The sequence below is a fragment of the Lactobacillus colini genome (genome assembly GCF_017874575.1).
GTDB lineage: Bacteria > Bacillota > Bacilli > Lactobacillales > Lactobacillaceae > Lactobacillus > Lactobacillus colini.
On sequence record NZ_JAGGLU010000007.1, the window covers coordinates 1 to 17051 of the forward strand.

The 17051-nt window shown below is 31.9% G+C and carries 18 protein-coding genes; 8 read left to right on the forward strand and 10 right to left on the reverse strand.

Features of this window, described 5'->3' with window-relative positions:
* The 3 genes from J2Z60_RS06745 to tnpB all read left to right on the forward strand — a co-directional run.
* Positions 1 to 90 (forward strand): IS3 family transposase (locus J2Z60_RS06745; RefSeq protein ID WP_209687016.1); only part of this gene is annotated, 90 nt, incomplete at its 5' end.
* Between the two features lie 224 nt (positions 91 to 314).
* Complete coding sequence (locus tag J2Z60_RS06750; protein ID WP_209686934.1) at positions 315 to 494, forward strand: hypothetical protein; 180 nt, start codon at positions 315 to 317, stop codon at positions 492 to 494.
* A complete protein-coding gene (gene tnpB / locus J2Z60_RS06755) occupies positions 481 to 681 on the forward strand; it encodes an IS66 family insertion sequence element accessory protein TnpB (protein ID WP_209686935.1) in 201 nt (66 codons plus the stop codon). The genes J2Z60_RS06750 and tnpB overlap by 14 nt, the downstream gene beginning before the upstream one ends.
* 188 nt (positions 682 to 869) lie before the next feature.
* Here tnpB and J2Z60_RS06760 read toward each other — a convergent pair whose 3' ends face one another.
* Together J2Z60_RS06760 and J2Z60_RS06765 are read right to left on the reverse strand one after the other, a co-directional pair.
* On the reverse strand, positions 870 to 3134 hold the full coding sequence (locus J2Z60_RS06760; protein WP_209686936.1) for a family 78 glycoside hydrolase catalytic domain: 2265 nt from the start codon (positions 3132 to 3134) through the stop codon (positions 870 to 872).
* On the reverse strand, positions 3134 to 4429 hold the full coding sequence (locus J2Z60_RS06765; protein ID WP_209686937.1) for a PTS sugar transporter subunit IIC: 1296 nt from the start codon (positions 4427 to 4429) through the stop codon (positions 3134 to 3136). The genes J2Z60_RS06760 and J2Z60_RS06765 overlap by 1 nt, the downstream gene beginning before the upstream one ends.
* A 118-nt stretch (positions 4430 to 4547) precedes the next feature.
* Here J2Z60_RS06765 and J2Z60_RS06770 point away from each other — a divergent pair, with 118 nt between their 5' ends.
* Positions 4548 to 5510, forward strand: a complete 963-nt coding sequence (locus J2Z60_RS06770; RefSeq protein ID WP_209686938.1) for an AraC family transcriptional regulator — start codon at positions 4548 to 4550, stop codon at positions 5508 to 5510.
* Between the two features lie 109 nt (positions 5511 to 5619).
* Here the strand turns inward: J2Z60_RS06770 and J2Z60_RS06775 are convergent, their stop codons facing one another.
* From J2Z60_RS06775 to J2Z60_RS06800, 6 genes are read right to left on the reverse strand one after another with little or no spacing between them, the layout of a single operon-like run.
* Positions 5620 to 5781, reverse strand: coding sequence for a hypothetical protein (locus J2Z60_RS06775; RefSeq protein WP_209686939.1), 162 nt, complete (start codon positions 5779 to 5781; stop codon positions 5620 to 5622).
* A complete protein-coding gene (locus J2Z60_RS06780) occupies positions 5782 to 6645 on the reverse strand; it encodes a PTS system mannose/fructose/sorbose family transporter subunit IID (RefSeq protein WP_209686940.1) in 864 nt (287 codons plus the stop codon). It lies immediately after the preceding gene.
* Positions 6646 to 6661: 16 nt separating this feature from the next.
* On the reverse strand, positions 6662 to 7462 hold the full coding sequence (locus tag J2Z60_RS06785) for a PTS mannose/fructose/sorbose transporter subunit IIC (protein WP_209686941.1): 801 nt from the start codon (positions 7460 to 7462) through the stop codon (positions 6662 to 6664).
* Positions 7463 to 7478: 16 nt separating this feature from the next.
* Complete coding sequence (locus J2Z60_RS06790) at positions 7479 to 7970, reverse strand: mannose/fructose/sorbose PTS transporter subunit IIB (RefSeq protein WP_209686942.1); 492 nt, start codon at positions 7968 to 7970, stop codon at positions 7479 to 7481.
* Positions 7970 to 8386 (reverse strand): PTS sugar transporter subunit IIA, encoded by a 417-nt coding sequence (locus tag J2Z60_RS06795; protein ID WP_209686943.1) that lies wholly within the window; start codon positions 8384 to 8386, stop codon positions 7970 to 7972. The genes J2Z60_RS06790 and J2Z60_RS06795 overlap by 1 nt, the downstream gene beginning before the upstream one ends.
* Before the next feature lie 4 nt (positions 8387 to 8390).
* Positions 8391 to 9191 carry an SDR family oxidoreductase gene (locus J2Z60_RS06800; RefSeq protein ID WP_209687017.1) on the reverse strand — a complete coding sequence of 267 codons (801 nt, stop codon included), beginning with the start codon at positions 9189 to 9191 and terminating at the stop codon, positions 8391 to 8393.
* Between the two features lie 169 nt (positions 9192 to 9360).
* On the opposite strand from J2Z60_RS06800, the gene J2Z60_RS06805 reads away from it, so the two are divergent.
* The 4 genes from J2Z60_RS06805 to J2Z60_RS06820 all read left to right on the forward strand — a co-directional run bounded on the left by J2Z60_RS06805 (position 9361) and on the right by J2Z60_RS06820 (position 14404).
* Positions 9361 to 10323 (forward strand): sugar-binding transcriptional regulator, encoded by a 963-nt coding sequence (locus J2Z60_RS06805; RefSeq protein ID WP_209686944.1) that lies wholly within the window; start codon positions 9361 to 9363, stop codon positions 10321 to 10323.
* 102 nt (positions 10324 to 10425) lie between these two features.
* Positions 10426 to 11670 carry an alcohol dehydrogenase catalytic domain-containing protein gene (locus J2Z60_RS06810; protein ID WP_209686945.1) on the forward strand — a complete coding sequence of 415 codons (1245 nt, stop codon included), beginning with the start codon at positions 10426 to 10428 and terminating at the stop codon, positions 11668 to 11670.
* Between the two features lie 333 nt (positions 11671 to 12003).
* Complete coding sequence (locus tag J2Z60_RS06815) at positions 12004 to 13254, forward strand: PTS sugar transporter subunit IIC (RefSeq protein WP_209686946.1); 1251 nt, start codon at positions 12004 to 12006, stop codon at positions 13252 to 13254.
* Positions 13241 to 14404: a GNAT family N-acetyltransferase gene (locus J2Z60_RS06820; RefSeq protein ID WP_209686947.1), complete on the forward strand. Its 1164-nt coding sequence runs from the start codon at positions 13241 to 13243 to the stop codon at positions 14402 to 14404. Before J2Z60_RS06815 ends, J2Z60_RS06820 begins: the two co-directional genes overlap by 14 nt.
* Positions 14405 to 14924: 520 nt before the next feature.
* Here the strand turns inward: J2Z60_RS06820 and J2Z60_RS06825 are convergent.
* Together J2Z60_RS06825 and dcuC are read right to left on the reverse strand one after the other, a co-directional pair.
* Complete coding sequence (locus J2Z60_RS06825; RefSeq protein WP_209686948.1) at positions 14925 to 15629, reverse strand: GntR family transcriptional regulator; 705 nt, start codon at positions 15627 to 15629, stop codon at positions 14925 to 14927.
* A 14-nt stretch (positions 15630 to 15643) separates the two neighbouring features.
* Positions 15644 to 17050 carry a C4-dicarboxylate transporter DcuC gene (gene dcuC / locus J2Z60_RS06830; RefSeq protein WP_425352231.1) on the reverse strand — a complete coding sequence of 469 codons (1407 nt, stop codon included), beginning with the start codon at positions 17048 to 17050 and terminating at the stop codon, positions 15644 to 15646.
* Between the last annotated feature and the right edge of the window lies 1 nt (position 17051).

Genomic DNA, 17051 nt, shown 5'->3' on the forward strand with positions numbered 1-17051 from the left:
TATATCGAATACTATAACAATGAAAGAATAAAAGACAGACTAAAAGGCCTGACTCCGATAGAATATCGAAATCAAGCCTTAGCATCTTAGATTAAGTTTTTGTCCAACTTTTGCGGCTCAGTACAATAAAACGTTGATATATCAGTATTTTTATTAATTTATAAATTGAATACTTTTTAGAATTTAAGTCATATACTATTTTATAAGGTTTATTAGCCGTTCTTTAATAGGTAAGCGTGTCATAACGGAGTACGTATAATTCATTAGCTAGCTGTCCTATATTTTATTTATCAATTTTCAAGGAGGACAAAAATATGACTGAACATCCAATTGTTCCTGTCCAATATAACCAGCTCCCTAAATCTGATTTACAGACACAATCTAACCTAATTCTTAGCGTCAAAACTCAGGCTATTGAATTCAATTTTTTCAAAGGAGTCGAACACGAAATGGTGAATAATATCGTGGAAAAGTTGCTTCATGAAAATAATTGATCTCTCTGAATTTGGTCAAGTCTACATCGTCTGTGGTAAGACTGATATGAGACGTGGAATTGCTTCGCTTTCTCTGATTATCAAGGAAGATTTTGAACGTGATCCAATGTCTGGTGAAGTCTTTCTCTTTTGTGGAGCTAAGCAAGACATCTTCAAGACACTCTATTGGGACGATCAAGGATTCTGATTACTATATAAAAGGTTCGAAAATGGCAAGCTTATAATACTTTTGAGTGCTAAAAAACATGTTCATTTTTTGTGAACATGTTTTTTTAAAAAAGTATATCTCTATATAAATATGTGTTTATTGGCTATCATAAGTAAAATTTACTGTAGTTTTGCGTATTCTCCTACTTACCAGTGATTAAGCCCTTCTTACTTTTTTATTTTAATAAACGTCATTATTCTTCTCTCATCCACTTCAGACTCATTCAAATCAAAATCTTTTAATTCATCTGAAATTTGATAATCAACATTTTTAGGTAAACTTACCTGATATTTAATACATTTCTTTGAATATATAGTCTTCACTTCAATTAATCCATGAATTGTATTAATACTAATCTCTGTATTGCCTAATTCGGAATTGAAATAAGGACTTAATTCTATCTTATTGAGCCCAGCTGTCTCTTCCAACAGCTTAATACCACCAATAGCTTCAAAATACCATTTTATATAACTAGAAAACATAGCATGATTAGCTGAATCGGCAGGATGGTGAACAAATTGCTCTTCTAATATTTTATTTCCACGTTTGAGCATATATTTGAAGCTTATATTGGTCTCATTAGTTAACCAATTATAAACATAGTCATCATAGCCTAATTCATGTAATTTAGAATACAAAATTGACTGTCCAAATATACCGCTTGACCATACACCATTATTCTTATCAATCAAAGTTAGCAATTGTTTAAGCAACACTTTTTGACTTCCCAAGTTTAATGCTAAGGCAAATGCATAAGAAGATTCGGTCTTTTCTCCAAAGCTACCATCATTATTTTGATATAACTTAATAATTTCTTGACGAATTATTTGATTATCCTTCTTTAAACTAGCAGTATTTTTGCCTAAAATTTCTGCTATTCGCTGATTCATTTCATTAAATAATAAGATTGTAGCGTAACCTACAAATGCCTTATCAGGTGTTGAATAAAATACACCCGTAATAATTGGACTACCATGGTCTCCAATACAATGTTGAGCCAAATCTTCAAGTTTCCAAGTCTTGAAATACTCGTATTGCTTTTCAACATATTGATAAGTGTCTAATACTAACTCTTTATCACCATAAAACTGATAAGTTTTATATATTAAATACGGTAGGACAAACTGCCAAAGAAGTGGTCCCTCGGTTGGCGCAGTGCCTTGAGTTTCAATACCTATATATGGTGCGGTTTCTGGTATTCCTCCTTTTTCAGTTTGACCTAAAATAAAATCATAAATTGTCTTTTTATTAAATTGACTTAAATCAAATGAATATAGCATTGACATAGCCAAAGCGACTATATCACCACCATACTGTAATCTTTCACGCGCACAGTCTTCAAAAATAGCATGTACATTATTTAAGCGCGTGTTAATTCCTGCATCAAATAGTTCATTAAAAAATCGATTACCAGTTTTAACATTACCAATTTGCTTCAAATCAGTATGAACCGGAATAGCTTCAATCAGCTCAATCTCTTCTATTGATATACCCGAAATAATTACATATCTAAAAGAGTGATAGGTAAACTTATTTTCATACTCATAATGTCCAGAAGATAATTCTAAATGATCAATCTCCTCTGCTTTATCTGGTGCACCTGGTCCACCTTTTACCTCTTCATAAACGCCAATACCACCAGCATATGAAGCAGAAAAATCTAATTTATCATTTTCATCTTTACTTTCACAATACTTTAATTCTATAGTTGCATCAACTTTAGGATTTATTTTCAAATGAATAAAGCCACTAGTTACCTGTCCAAAATCAACAAATAAATAATTATTTTTCCAATTTTTAATCACTTTAGCAGATATTGGACCAAACTTTTTGATTTTAGGAATAAAACTTCGCATAAAAGTTTTATTATCATTAATTGAAACTTTAATATGTTTGAAAGCAACTTTTTTACCTGCATAATTAGGATCAATAGATTCACCTAAGTAAACATTATTAAATTTAATTTCACTAGCATGTGCCTGCCAAGTTGCATCTGAAACACATAAGCGTTCACCATTATCCTCAATAATGTCTAGAACAAACTTAGGCTCACCAATTGCCAGATTTTCTCTAAAATTATGTTTACCAAAAAACAACAATGGTGCTGGATTATACATACCATTCCCCAATTGAACAGTAACAGTATTAACTCCGATATGAATTAATTCAGAAATATCATACTCTTCATAATATTTTCTCTTAGAATAGTAAGTCCAATCATTATTAAGAACATCAGTAGTGACTAATTTACCATTAATTTTAACTATATAATATCCTAAAGAACAAATTCTTATCTTTGTCCTTTTAACAGATGAAATTAAGAATTGCTTTTCATAAATAATACTTGGATTTTCTTCATAATAGTTTCTATCATTAGCTCCATAATCTATATGTCTTCTAGTTAACCAAGAGCCTCTAAACAATTCCGTCATTATTTACCATCACTCTCTCCTTTTATCTCTGCTTCCATATTCCTTTTATCGGCAATTTTAACAAATGGAAGCCAAATTAAGGTTACAACTATAAGATCTATAAACTGCAAAACTGCCCCCTGCCAGCTACCAGTTACTAAAAATCCACTAACAATAACTGGAGTGGTCCAAGGAACCTGAACTAAGCCAGTTGGAATTGGCACAAAGTGAGTTGCAAACGCTAAATATGAAATAACAACACTAGCCATATTACTAAATACAAGTGGAATAAAATATGTAAAGTCTAACATCAGTGGCACACCAAATAAAGTCGGTTCACCAATATTAAAAATATACGGAACTAATGCCACTTTTTTCAAAGCTCGATAACGGCTACTTTTAGCAACGATCGCAATAGCAATAATTGCACCGATAACACCAATACCCGCAAAGTTATCCCAAAAACTTTGGTTAACAATATTAGGTACAGCATGGTGGGCTAGAGAAGCAGTCTTATTTTCATCTTGTAAAACTTGTAATATAGGAGTCATAACGCCATTTACAATAGAGTCGCCATGAATTCCAAAGAACCACAAGAATTGTGAGAAAGTTTTAGCAATAACTATACCAATTAGAGATCCACCGACCGCTTTAAGTGGAGCACCTAAAACAGTATTGATTACATCAAGCGCGCTTTGCCCTGCAAATTGATCGAGTATTAATCTAATAATCCAAAATACTGTAATCACAGCAAAAGATGGAATTATTGATTCAAAAGGTTTGGAAACTGCAGGTGGTACACTTGCAGGCAATTTAATCTTAATACCTTTTCGATCAATTGCACGATAGATTACAGCTACCAAAATTGCCACCAAAATAGCTAAGAAAATTGCCTGAGCACCAATATGACTCACATTTAATAAAGAGTTACCAGATTTATCATGCTGATAAGGTGTCAAAATAAAGAATGAAACTAGTGTAGTTAACACTACTGGCATTTCATCCAACTTCATTTGCTTTGCCAAATTTTTGGCAATAGCAAGCAAAACAATTAATCCTCCAATTACTAAACTAGCATCATTAACGATTCCTAGCTTTGCGGCGAATTGATCGGGTGTCAGATGAAAAACACTAGCTAGCCAATTAGCCACAGCAGGAATCGGAAAGCTCCCAATTATCAAAAATACAGAAGTAATAATGGTAAATGGAACATAGGCTAACATCCCATCCTTGATTGCCTGAATATAGATATTTCTATTAAAAAAAGTTGTCAACTTTCCTAAGGTAGACTGAATCTTTCCTGTTTTTACAGCCATTTTTTATCCTCCAAAAATACTTTTTTTACTTGATTTACAATTAGTATTGTATATTTGTATTGAAAACGCTACAATATCAGTATTACAAATAAAAAATATCATTTTTACAGGTTATAGTATGGATGAGCAACTTTTAAAACATTTTTTAGAACCTACGCCTATTGAAGTTAAGCAATTAAAGAACCACAAGTTTTACAATGATTACGACAAAAAAACTTTTATTGGTAATCCATTATCTAAGATTCCCGTTTTTTCAGAACAATTTTTTATTGATCAACCGCTTTACATCTCCAAACATAGTAGATTCGCACCATATCCTGAGCACACTCATACTTTTATGGAAATTAACTACGTTTTAAAAGGTGAAGTAACCGAAACAATTAATAATGAAAAGATCACATTACATGCTGGTGACTTTTTATTGCTTGATTCTGGAACATCGCATTCTATTGAAGAGTTAAAATATTCAGATATCATGCTTAATATTGACTTTCACGACAGTTCTATTAACTTTAAAAAATTACAAAATCTTGGTGAATCCGATAATCTAAATAGTCTTTTCTTAGCCAATATGTTAAGTCATAACTTTTTGATTTTTTATAAAGATCAATCTGAGCCAAGATTAAGAGAATTAGCTAATCTAATTATCGAAGAGTATTTTTCATCTGAAAATAGCTCATATAGCATCATTTCATCCTTAACACACAGCTTTTTGTTAATGCTAGTGAGAAATATAAATATTTCTTCTATTAAATTTAACGATAACAATCAAAGGATTATTTATCGCATCTTAACCGATATCAGGGACAATTATTCAACTGTTTCGCTCAGTAGTTTATCTGAGAAGTATAATTATAATCGAAATTATCTTAGTAATTTATTTAAGCAAACCATTGGCAAATCTTTCTCTAGTGTTTTACTAGAAAAGAAGCTTTCTGTTGCATATTATCTTTTGCTAAATAGTAAATTATCAATTGCAGAAATTGCAGAGGAATCTGGCTTTTCGAACATGACGTTTTTCTATAAAAAGTTTAAAGAGCTGTATAATACTACGCCTCATAATGTAAACAAGAAAAATTGAATAATAACTTATTAAATTCTAATTTACACAAAAAATCAGTAATCAAAATTGACTACTGATTCTTCAATGTTTTATTTAACTGTATATATTTATGCAATAATTTATTTGTTTATGTCAATTTAACCAGTCCTAGTAATTGTCCAATTCCAATGAAAATTATTACTATTCCTAAAATTAAATATAACCAATCATAATGACCAGTTTTCTTTTTGTATAGAAAGCCAGTTGAAGATAACATAAATCCAATTCCCAAAGTTATCCAATTGTTCATCTATTTTAAAATTCCTAACCAATAACCAAGAATGCCTATGCCAAATAATATAAAGATAAGAATAATAGGGCTTACTCTCTTTTTTAGCAAATACATCATCAATAAAGTTAAGCCTAAGGCTAGTAAACCTGGACACATTTGATCCAAAATATTTTGAACAGTTGTAATCGTTGTTTTTCCATTAATTGTAGTTTTTGATACAACTAATGGAACTTTAATAGTAGTCCATGTGTTCACCAATACGCCCATTATGAAGAGACCTAATACAGTAGCACCTTCTGTTAATTTCTTCAAAAAATCGCCGGACATATCTTGAACAAATGATATACCTCTATCAAGCCCTAACTTAAGACCGTACCACTTCAGTGCCAATCGTACAGCATTAAATACCACAAAAAATAATACCGGGCCTAGCCAGGATCCTTGTAATGCTAATGTCGCACCTAAAGCAGCTAAAATAGGTCTTAATGTTCCCCACATTACAGGATCGCCCACACCACAAAGAGGTCCCATCAATCCAATTTTTAAACTATTAATAGTTTCTTCACTAACATCTTCACCTTGTGCCTTAGCTTGTTCCAGTGCGCTAGTCATACCAACAACAGGACCACAAAAACCTGGAGTGACATTAAAAAATGTATTATGTCTCTTTAAAGCTGCAACTTGGTCATCCTTATTTTTATAAACTCTTTTAATAGTGGGAATCATATCAACACAGAATGCCAATGCATGCATTCTTTCATAGTTATATGATGCTTGCTGAAAATTTTCAAAAATAAACGTCTGTAAAATATCTTTCTTAGTTAATTTATTTTTTACATGAGATTCCTTTGTCGGTGTATCTTTTTTCTTTAATTCAACCATTTTTATTACCTCAAAGTTAATCCTCCAATTCATCTTCCGGCAAATCCTCTACTTTAGTAGTGATAACCGGCGTCTGCGTATTTTTATTAAATTTAGGATCGAGCTGAACATATATAAGCGCTAATACCAGGCCAACTACTCCCCAAGCCAATAAACTTAATTTCATATAAGCGCTTAAAACAAAACCTAAATAGAAAAACTGCATTAGATATTTAACGTACATCATATTTAAGATCATTGCATATCCAACTGTCACAATAAAGCCACCAGCTACTGCTAATCCTCCAGTAACTACCTTAGGCAGGGCATTCAAAGCATTTTGAACCATCGCTGGACTTACAAAAATGGCAACTACGGCTGTAGGAATTGCAACACGCAAAGCCTGAACAATCAGCGACGAAAAGTTTAACCACTCCAACATTCGAAAATCTGCCTTTTCAACTGCCTTGTCAGAAGCATGCTGAAAAGCTACAGTGATTGTTCTGCATAATACCGTTAATACTTGTCCAGCTGCCGCAACAGGCAATGCAATAGCTATACCTTTAGTAACACTCTGGTTACCTATAATAACTAATATGGTAGAAATCGTACTTGCTAAAGCTGAATCAGGTGACTGTGCTGCCCCTACATTCATCCATCCTAATGCAATTAATTCCAAAGTACCACCCAGTATTAACCCCTTGACAGGATCTCCTAAAATCAATCCCATAACAGAGCATGCAATTAGAGGTCTTTGCGTTTGAAATTCATCTAGCACACTACCAGCGCCTACAATACTTGACCAGATTGTAATCAATACAACTTGAATTGCTGACATTTTCTACACCTAAATTCTATTTGCCATACTTTTCATCAATTATTTTTAAAATATCTTTTTTAGAGTCATCAGCTAATACTCTTAAATCCAAATCCACACCTAAATTATGTAATTCTCTAAATGCCTTGATATCCTGAGAATCTACAGAAATAGCTTTAGTAATTTGCGTTTTTCCTTGTTCATAACGCATTCCACCTATATTAATTGATTTTAGAGAAATACCTCCTTTCACTATATCTACCACCTCAGAAGGATTGGTAAATAAATAAAATACAGTATCATTAGCATATTTAGGATTATGATATGTTGCAATGGCTTTTTCTACATCTACCACGTTAACTTTCATACCAGCAGGTGCTGCCTGCTTAACAATCTTCTTTCTAATGTCATCATTAAAGACTTCTGCACTAACAATGATTATTCTTTTAGCATTAGCTTGTTTTGCCCATACAGTTGCAACCTGTCCATGGATCAATCTGTCATCAATTCTAGCAAAGTTAATAATCATTAAAAATCATCTCCCTCATCTTTATCTTGTATTTGACTCAAAATACTGATATATTGCTTTGAATTTGAAGAAATCATCTCAACAATTTCATCTATAGTTTTAGTTTCTAGATTAGTTGCAATTTCTAAAAGCATTGGTAGGCACATCCCAGCAACTACATCATTAACTTTTCCCTTAAGTGCTAAAATAGATGCAGCATTGTATGGTGTTCCAGAAAATAAATCCGTTACTACTAATACATTTTCTGCAGTATCGCCATTTATTTCAGAAGTTATTTTATCCTCAACATCCTTTAATCCTTCTCCTGATTCAAAAGTTAAAGGGATAAAATCAGGTACTTTTCCAAATATCATTTGAACTGCTTCTTTAAATGCTACTGCAGTTTTAGCATGACCAACTAAAATTATCTTTTTCATGATTCTAGCCTCTCGATTTACCCCCTGCGACATTAATTGTTACGCCGGTAATATAACTAGCACGATTTGAAAGAAGATACGCAACCAAATCTGCTACTTCATATAAATGACCGCTCCTTCCCATTGGTGTAGTTGTGGTACTGCTGTATCCAGCACGTAATTGATCAACTGTAATATTTCTAGTATAGGCTAGAGCTCTTTCATAACTTGGTGTCCGTAATCCAGTTGCTTCCATAATGCCAGGTGCCACGCCTACAACGCGAATATTATATTTTCCTAATTCTTTAGCAAGCGATCGAGTAAATGCATTTATTGCACCTTTAGTTGCTGAGTAAATACTTTGTCCCAGTGAACCTTCAAGACCAGCCTCTGAAGACATGTTAACAATGACGCCATTTTTTTGCTTTATAAGATATTTTCCAACTGCTTGCGTCATTAACATCACACTTTTTACATTGACATTGAACATTTTTTGCCAGTCATCTTCATCCATTTCATATTGACTATCGGCTACTTTGTCATCGACTAATAGTCTAGGTAAATTTATCCCGGCATTATTAACTAATCCATCAATATGCCCATTTTTTTCAATGGCATTTTTGACGACAGATTCAACATCTTCTTTTTTAGTTACATCTGCTTTTACGAATTCAACATGTTCAATATTGTCTTCTAGCGCATTTAGATCAGCATCAATGACTCTAGCACCTTCTTTTGCTAGTTCTTTAACAATAGCTAATCCTATACCCGATGATCCACCGGTTACTATGTAGTTTTTGCCTTTGATATCTAACCAATTTTCCATACTGTTATCCTCCACTATAACATTTGTGATTTGGTTTATACTTTCAAAGTTAGCGCTCTCATCACTTGTATAGTACAATATAGCAAAAAGCATTTCAATAACACGCTGTCTTTTATCACATTTGTGATTTTCTCATTGTACTAATACTTAACTAATGGAGGAAAAGATTATGGATAATAATCGTATTACATTACTTACAAAAATTGCTGAATTATATTATATGCAGGGACTGACCCAATCACAGATATCTGCGAAGATTCATATTCACAGAACTGAAATCAGTAAGCTACTAAAAGAAGCTCGAAAACTAGGTATAGTACAGATTACAATTAATCCTAATATTAAAAACTCCAGTAATTTGCAAAAGTTCTTTATTAAAAACTTCAACTTAAAAAATATGATAATAGTTCCTGATACTACTGAATCTATAGATTTAAAAGCATTGGGTGAATTTGCTGGTCCATATATATCAAATATAATTACAAGCAATTCTACTATAGGTATTTCTTGGGGTAGAACCTTAGCCCATGCAATATCAAACTTCACTAAAAATAATAAAAAACATAATATTACTGTAGTTCCTTTAATTGGTGGACCTACAGGAAGATTAAAAAATGATTATCAATCCAATAGGCTAGTATACTTATTATCAGAAAAACTAAACGCTAATAGTGAAACTTTAAATACCCCCGCTATTGTCAGTTCTAACACATTAAAAGAAGAGCTACTTTCCAATCCTAATAATCAAATAGTATTTAATTATTGGGATAAATTAGATTATGCGATAGTTGGTATTGGTAGTAACTTAATAACAGAACTAGAACAATGGAAAGAGTTTTATAAAAACTCTAACTTTAGTGATATCTTTAAAAATACAGCAGTAGTAGGTGATCTTCTATCCCATCCTTTTACTCAAAATGGAGATTTTATTGACATATCAAAACTAAATATAATTAGCATAGATATGCAAAAATTAAAAGAAGTACCAAATGTTATAGGTTTGGCATGTGGTAAAAATAAGGTTAATGCCATCTTAGGTGCCCTAAATACCGGTATACTCGACATTTTAATTACTACGGACACTACAGCTTTAGCAATCAAAAAAATATATGATAAAAAATCACAAATGTGATAATAATGTGTATATCATTGACTATCATTGCATTATTTTATAATATCATTTGTGAAGTTAGCGCTCTTATCTGTAATATCGTTTAGACAGAAGGAGTAAAAAATGGTTGTTAAAAGTACAGCTTTAAGAATTTATGGTAAGGAAGATATGCGCGTTGAAAACGTAGTTCTTCCTGAAATTAAGGATGATGAAATTTTAGCGGAAGTCATCTCCGACTCAATGTGTATGTCATCTTGGAAATTAGCCAAAGAAGGTGAAGATCACAAAAAAACACCTAAAGATCTAAAAAACAATCCTGTAATGGTTGGACATGAATTTTCAGGCAAGATACTTAAAGTTGGACCAAAATGGTCTAACAGGTTTCATGCAGGACAGAATTTTGTAATTCAGCCTAACTTAGCTAGGGATGATACGCCTTTTGTACCTGGATATTCATATCCATATATTGGTGGTGATGCAACTAAAATTATCATCCCTAATGAAGTCATGGAATTAGGATGTCTAATTCCATTTAATGGTGACTCCTATTATGAAGGCTCATTGTGCGAACCGGTTAGTTGTGTAATTGCTGCTTTTAATGCACAGTTTCATTTAATACCACATTCTTATAAACATAAAATGGGGATTAAGCCTAATGGTAATATGCTAATTATTGGTGGTACTGGTCCTATGGGGCTACTTGCCATTGATTACGCATTACATGCTGATACTAAACCTAAACAATTAATAGTTACTGATATCGATCAAGATAAATTAAACCGTGCCCAACATCTATATCCATCAAAGGAAGTAGACATTCAATTTATTAATACCAAAGACTTAACAATTGAAGAGCAAGAAAATATTCTAAAAACTAAAACGAACGGACAAGGTTTTGATGATACCTTTTTAATGATTAGCGTTGTACCACTTGCAAAAATGGCCGCTAAATTACTAAATGAAGACGGGTGTTTAAATCAATTTGCAGGACCTATAAAGAAAGATTTCACGGTTCCTATTAATCTTTATGATGTACACTATAATTTCACACATTTAGTTGGTACTTCAGGTGGTAATGCAGAAAATGAATCACAAGCAGCTAAACTAATTGCCGATCATAGATTAAATGTAGCTAAAGTAATTACTCATGTGCTAGGATTAAATGCTGCCGCTGAAACAACCCTTAGCCAGCCAAATATTGGAGGTGGAAAAAAAGTTGTTTATACTCACAAAAATTTTGACAGAATTGAATTAGCAAAAGTAGATCCTAACACCGAATTAGGAAAAATTTTAAGTAAACATGATGGTCTTTGGTCTCATGAAGCAGAGCAATGGATTATGAATAATATGCCAGATATTGACGAATAATCAATTTTCTAACTCCCCCTCATAGGCATTTATTATTTTCACCATGCTTAATTTAAATAGATGATTATCAAAATATATTATAAAAGCCTTGAAATTATACATAAGAATTTCAAGGCTTTTATTACACAGATTTATCATAATAAAGCATATTTTGTAGTTTTCTGTCATAAAGGCTGTAAATCAAAAATCAAACCAAATAAATTTTAATTATTATACCGATACTAGTATAGTAATAAATTGACCTATACCAATTTCAGTTGTATTTACTCTCACATATGTAAGCGCTATTATTATATGGAAAATATTCTAATAATATAGATAGGAGGACAAAAAATGAATAATTTCATGGAGTGGATACAGACTAAGTTAATTCCACCAATGGCGAAAGTCGGAAATAATAAATATTTAGTTGCTGTTCGCGATGGATTAGTTATCACTTTACCTGCAGTTATTGGTGGATCAATATTTTTAATTATTGGTAATATACCTATCACAGCATGGACTAATTTTATTAAGCCTTATAGTTGGATGTTAACACAGGCGGTTAATGGGTCTTTTGGAATAATTTCTTTATTGGCCGTTATTGGAATCTCATATCAACTAGCCATAGCTTTAAACATAGACAAAATATCATCTATAGGATTATCAGTAATGGCATTTATCATTACTTCTTTCAATGACAAACATGCTTTAAATTACGATAATTTTGGATCCAATGGTATTTTTACTGCTATTTTAACAGCCTTTGTTGCGACTTTTATTTTTAATTTCTTTATTAAGAAAAACATAGTACTCAAATTACCTAACGGTGTACCAGCTGCAGTTTCTAATTCTTTTATTGCCTTACTACCTGGTATGGCAGTTCTTGCAATATTCTGGTCGATAAGAGTCGTATTTAATATAGATATAAATGCTGTAGTTCAAGCAATTTTCCACCCTATTGTCTTTGCTCTGAATACTTTGCCTGGTATCTTAGTTTATACATTTATTGTAAGTTTGCTGTGGATATGTGGCATTCACGGAGATATGACTTTAGAAGGTATCGCAGATCCAATTTTTTTACAATACTTGGCAGCTAATGCTACAGCCTATTCACATCATCAAGCTCTCCCATATATTACTGCATCAGGCTTTTCTAGCTTACTAGTTAATGTAGGTGGCACAGGTGCTACTCTTACTCTTTGTGCATTGATGCTTTTTTCAAAAAGTAAAACTTACCGTGATTTAGGTAAATTAGCATTTCCAAGTTCATTATTTGAAATTAATGAGCCTATAATTTTTGGATTCCCTATTGTAATGAATCCGATGATCATGATTCCATTTATCTTAATCCCATTAGTTCTCTCTATACTAAGTTATATCTTAATTAACATTGGTTGGATATCCGCTCCTGTGGTCATGGTTCCATGGACTATGCCGCCAATTATTGGCCCAATGATGGCTTGTGGTTGGGATTGGCGTGCGGGTGTATGGTCAGCGGTTGAATGTGTAATTGCTGCTGCAATGTACTATCCATTCTTCCAAGCTTGTGAAAAGCAAATGTTAAGTAAAGAAAGAGAGGCAGTAACAAATGAAACTAAATAAAGACAAAGAAACGCTTGACGAAATTGCCTCATTAGTACAATATGCCTTTCTAAAAAAGAACGATATCACTAAAGACGTCAATTTTATGAGTAGATATTATCATAGTAGTGGCTATGGAAAATTTCATAAAGACAAACTAACTAGTTATGTGATGTCAAATAATTTTAAAAGTAAAATCTTCAATCAAACTGTAAAAATGGCAGGTATTGGCTACGTTTCAACCTATCCAGAAAACAGAGGACATGGGGATATTTCTAAGATAATGAATGAAATACTAATTGATTTACACCGCGAAAATATCCCCCTATCTAATTTAGCACCGTGGTCAGAAAGCTTTTATCGGCAATATGGATATGAAAACACAATTTATAGAAAGATATTAGAATTTAGGTCCAATGCTTTACACTACTTCAAGCCTTCTAAAGAAGGTAAAATAATACGTGGAACTTTAAAAGATGAAAAAATTTCCACTCTAGTTAACAAAATGTATACAAATCAGCTCAATTCGGCCACAGAGCGGAATACTGTTATTAGAGAGAAGTGGTGGTGGAATAGATTTAATACTTATTATCCAGATCGCTACGTAGCAATATACTTAGACGGCCACCAAAATCCTAAAGGCTATATGTTTTATACCTTAAGCAATAATAGCTTTGTAGCAGATGAATTCTATTTTACATCGCAAGAATCAGCAATCAATTTATTAAGCTTTATGGGTGGACATATTTCATCAAGTGATTCTTTTAAAATTGTTACCTCGGTTGAATCACTTCTAGAGGATTTGTTTCCAAATCAAGGTATGATTACTGTAACTGTTCATCCTTATATGATGAGTAGAATTATAGATTTTCAGACCATTGCATCATGTATAAAAATGGAAACAAGAGAACCTATTATCATTGAAGTCACTGATGATAAACAATGTGAATGGAATAATAAAAAATGGAAATTTACTCCACTTACAGATAAAACAAATTGTGAGCAAACGATTAAACCACCAGATTACACTGCCTCGATTACAAATTGGACTAAAGTATTACTGGGGCGATTAACAGTTGACCAGGCCGTAAATTTAGGAATAATAAAGCATCTAACATCAAATAAATTGATTTTAAAAAAAGGTAAAGTATCGTTTTACGATTATTTTTAAAATTTTTCTCAATAGATTACTTAAATAACTGAAACCAGATAGCCAAAAATCACGCTTTTTTGCGTGATTTTTATTTTTTTAATTATGATCTTTTTCTATAAACTTTTTAATAAATTCATCCCACTCTTTGTAGCCTAATTTTTATGAAAATCGTACTACAGAAGCTTCAGATATAAATGCAGCCTGAGCTATATTTTTACATCAAGGGTAATGACATCTAAATCTGCTTGCAAAAGATACTCAGCTATTGACCTTTAACATATACAAAAAGTAGTAAGTAATAGGTGTGTCAAATGTTAATTGTCGTTTTGAATCAAACAGAACTATTTTAACTAGCAAGTAGATTAAATATTCATTGACAAACACATAAAAAAACACCAAGCATCGCTAGCTTGGTGTTAATCTAATTTACTCTCCTACCAACAAAATTCTACAGAGAACTATATTCATCTTGTCGAATAGTTGTTATCTAATACTAAATTAGTATGCTACATTGACAGACATAATTAGGCTAAAATTGCTAATTTTTACTGTATTTATTTAACGTAATATCGAAATATTTTAAAGGAATATAATATTTATTTTGTCCAATTATTTTATTGTGGTCATCAAACAAATTTTCTAATATTAACATTACAACTTCTTTTTCTCCAAAAAAGCTTTTATGGAAAGTGTCCTTTTTTCTAAGTGAACGTTGGACATGTACTTGTGTATGATAACTTTTAAGATAAATATTTTTTTCAACAAATCTAGTAACAGATTTATCATCATTTATATCTAAATTGTCAGGAACATAATTAGAATCAATTATAGAAAATACATTGCCAATAATTCTATCCTCATGTTCATACCATAAATTTATAGAATAATATTTTCTCAAAGATTCAAAAATCTTTTCAGAATATGGACTTGCATCATTAATTTTAACTGCAGATCTAACTCTATCAATTTTTTGATTACAACTGCTATAAAACAAAGATTGATTTAGTTCAATTCCATGAAATTCTGAATCCACACTATGGTTAATATAATTTCCTTTGCCTTTAACAGAATAAACAATATTATCTTCTTTTAATAAAGCTAAAACGGATCTAATAGTAACCCGACTACACTTAAAATAATTACATAATTCTTTTTCTGTTGGTAATTTTGCTCCATACTCTGCCTTCTGTATTTTATTAAACATTTCATTGTATATTTGGACATATTTTGGAACAATACTCATATTTTACTATACCTTTACAATAACATGAACGACAATATTAACATTATAATAACACCACTTACCATTGGTATAGAAGTACGTCTAATTATATTTCCAGGATCTAAATGAGTTGTTCCAGCCACAATTAATACAACTGCAGCAACTGGAGAGACTGCCCTCATTAAGTTGCCAGCTAATTGTACAGGAACTGATAATTGCTCTGGTGAAATACCTGCTGATTTAGCCAATGGGAAGAATAGTGGGATCAATGCAAAAGTTAAGGCAACACCGCTACCACTTAGCATTACAATAACAATAGTAAATATTACCATTAGGATAGGTAAAATTACACCTGCACCTTTGACATTTGTCATAGCATTTTGGATCATTGACATAATTCCAATAGCATTCAATCCTTGTACAAAAGTTTGAGCAGCAACTAACAGTACAACAATTCCAATGGCATTCCCCATACCTTTAATAAATACGTTAGTACCTTTCAAAACTTCTTTAGCTTTATGCTTATTCAACAGCTCTACTATTATTGCTATAATCCAACTGATAATGGTAACCATTTGAACTGTTAAGGACATCGTTTTGCCTTGTATCGCATCAAAAATAAATGCAATAATTAAAACGATAATTGGTAACACTGGTAATAATCCGTAAATAAATCTAACTAACTTACTGTCACTAACTTTTACAGACTCTTTTTTATCATGACTAACACCAAATTGCTTTAATTCTTCATTATAAGATAATTCTTCTGGCATCTTCTTATCTTCATACTTTTGCCAAAAATACTGAACTATAGCAATAAACAACAAAGTAGGAATCGAAACAATTGCATGGTAGCCAAACACATATTGCGTAGTAGATAATTTAAAAGCTGAGGCAATGGCAACGTTATCCGATCCCAAAGGAGTGGGAATAATAGTTGCTGACGTTGCAATAATTGCACCAGCAGTTAATCTGCTCATGCCTGCGGTTCTTAAGACAGGATATAAAGTGGCTAACAAGATTATAGCTAAGTTAGATGCACTTGGCACAACTAGCGATAATAAATTTCCAAGTAAGAAAACAATTGGAACTAGTAAATAAACAGACTTTGCCCCTTTCATTGTTGATGTTAAGCTACCAACAGTAATGTCATTAGCACCAATATAACTCATATATGAACTATAGCCGGCTAATAATAAAATTACAAAACCTGATCCAGATAAAGTTGTAGTAAATTGTTCAATCATTACTTCTATTGGTTTAAGCAATATATTACTTACAGGTTGTATAGTTTTAATTGTATTCCCCATCATTAACCCGCAATAAAGTAATATAAGTCCTATTGCAAACAAAATGATTTTTATATCCATTTTTTTGGCTAACATCCAACATAATATTGCAACTGACAACAGTGTTAAAACGATAGATAGATATATCATAATC

Excerpts from the sequence above, each read along its gene's own strand:
- J2Z60_RS06750 (WP_209686934.1), top strand. The coding sequence starts at position 315 with ATGACTGAACATCCAATTGTTCCTGTCCAATATAACCAGCTCCCTAAA.
- tnpB (WP_209686935.1), top strand. The coding sequence starts at position 481 with ATGAAAATAATTGATCTCTCTGAATTTGGTCAAGTCTACATCGTCTGT.
- J2Z60_RS06760 (WP_209686936.1), bottom strand. The coding sequence starts at position 3,134 with ATGACGGAATTGTTTAGAGGCTCTTGGTTAACTAGAAGACATATAGAT.
- J2Z60_RS06765 (WP_209686937.1), bottom strand. The coding sequence starts at position 4,429 with ATGGCTGTAAAAACAGGAAAGATTCAGTCTACCTTAGGAAAGTTGACA.
- J2Z60_RS06770 (WP_209686938.1), top strand. The coding sequence starts at position 4,548 with ATGGATGAGCAACTTTTAAAACATTTTTTAGAACCTACGCCTATTGAA.
- J2Z60_RS06775 (WP_209686939.1), bottom strand. The coding sequence starts at position 5,781 with ATGAACAATTGGATAACTTTGGGAATTGGATTTATGTTATCTTCAACT.
- J2Z60_RS06780 (WP_209686940.1), bottom strand. The coding sequence starts at position 6,645 with ATGGTTGAATTAAAGAAAAAAGATACACCGACAAAGGAATCTCATGTA.
- J2Z60_RS06785 (WP_209686941.1), bottom strand. The coding sequence starts at position 7,462 with ATGTCAGCAATTCAAGTTGTATTGATTACAATCTGGTCAAGTATTGTA.
- J2Z60_RS06790 (WP_209686942.1), bottom strand. The coding sequence starts at position 7,970 with ATGATTATTAACTTTGCTAGAATTGATGACAGATTGATCCATGGACAG.
- J2Z60_RS06795 (WP_209686943.1), bottom strand. The coding sequence starts at position 8,386 with ATGAAAAAGATAATTTTAGTTGGTCATGCTAAAACTGCAGTAGCATTT.
- J2Z60_RS06800 (WP_209687017.1), bottom strand. The coding sequence starts at position 9,191 with ATGGAAAATTGGTTAGATATCAAAGGCAAAAACTACATAGTAACCGGT.
- J2Z60_RS06805 (WP_209686944.1), top strand. The coding sequence starts at position 9,361 with ATGGATAATAATCGTATTACATTACTTACAAAAATTGCTGAATTATAT.
- J2Z60_RS06810 (WP_209686945.1), top strand. The coding sequence starts at position 10,426 with ATGGTTGTTAAAAGTACAGCTTTAAGAATTTATGGTAAGGAAGATATG.
- J2Z60_RS06815 (WP_209686946.1), top strand. The coding sequence starts at position 12,004 with ATGAATAATTTCATGGAGTGGATACAGACTAAGTTAATTCCACCAATG.
- J2Z60_RS06820 (WP_209686947.1), top strand. The coding sequence starts at position 13,241 with ATGAAACTAAATAAAGACAAAGAAACGCTTGACGAAATTGCCTCATTA.
- J2Z60_RS06825 (WP_209686948.1), bottom strand. The coding sequence starts at position 15,629 with ATGAGTATTGTTCCAAAATATGTCCAAATATACAATGAAATGTTTAAT.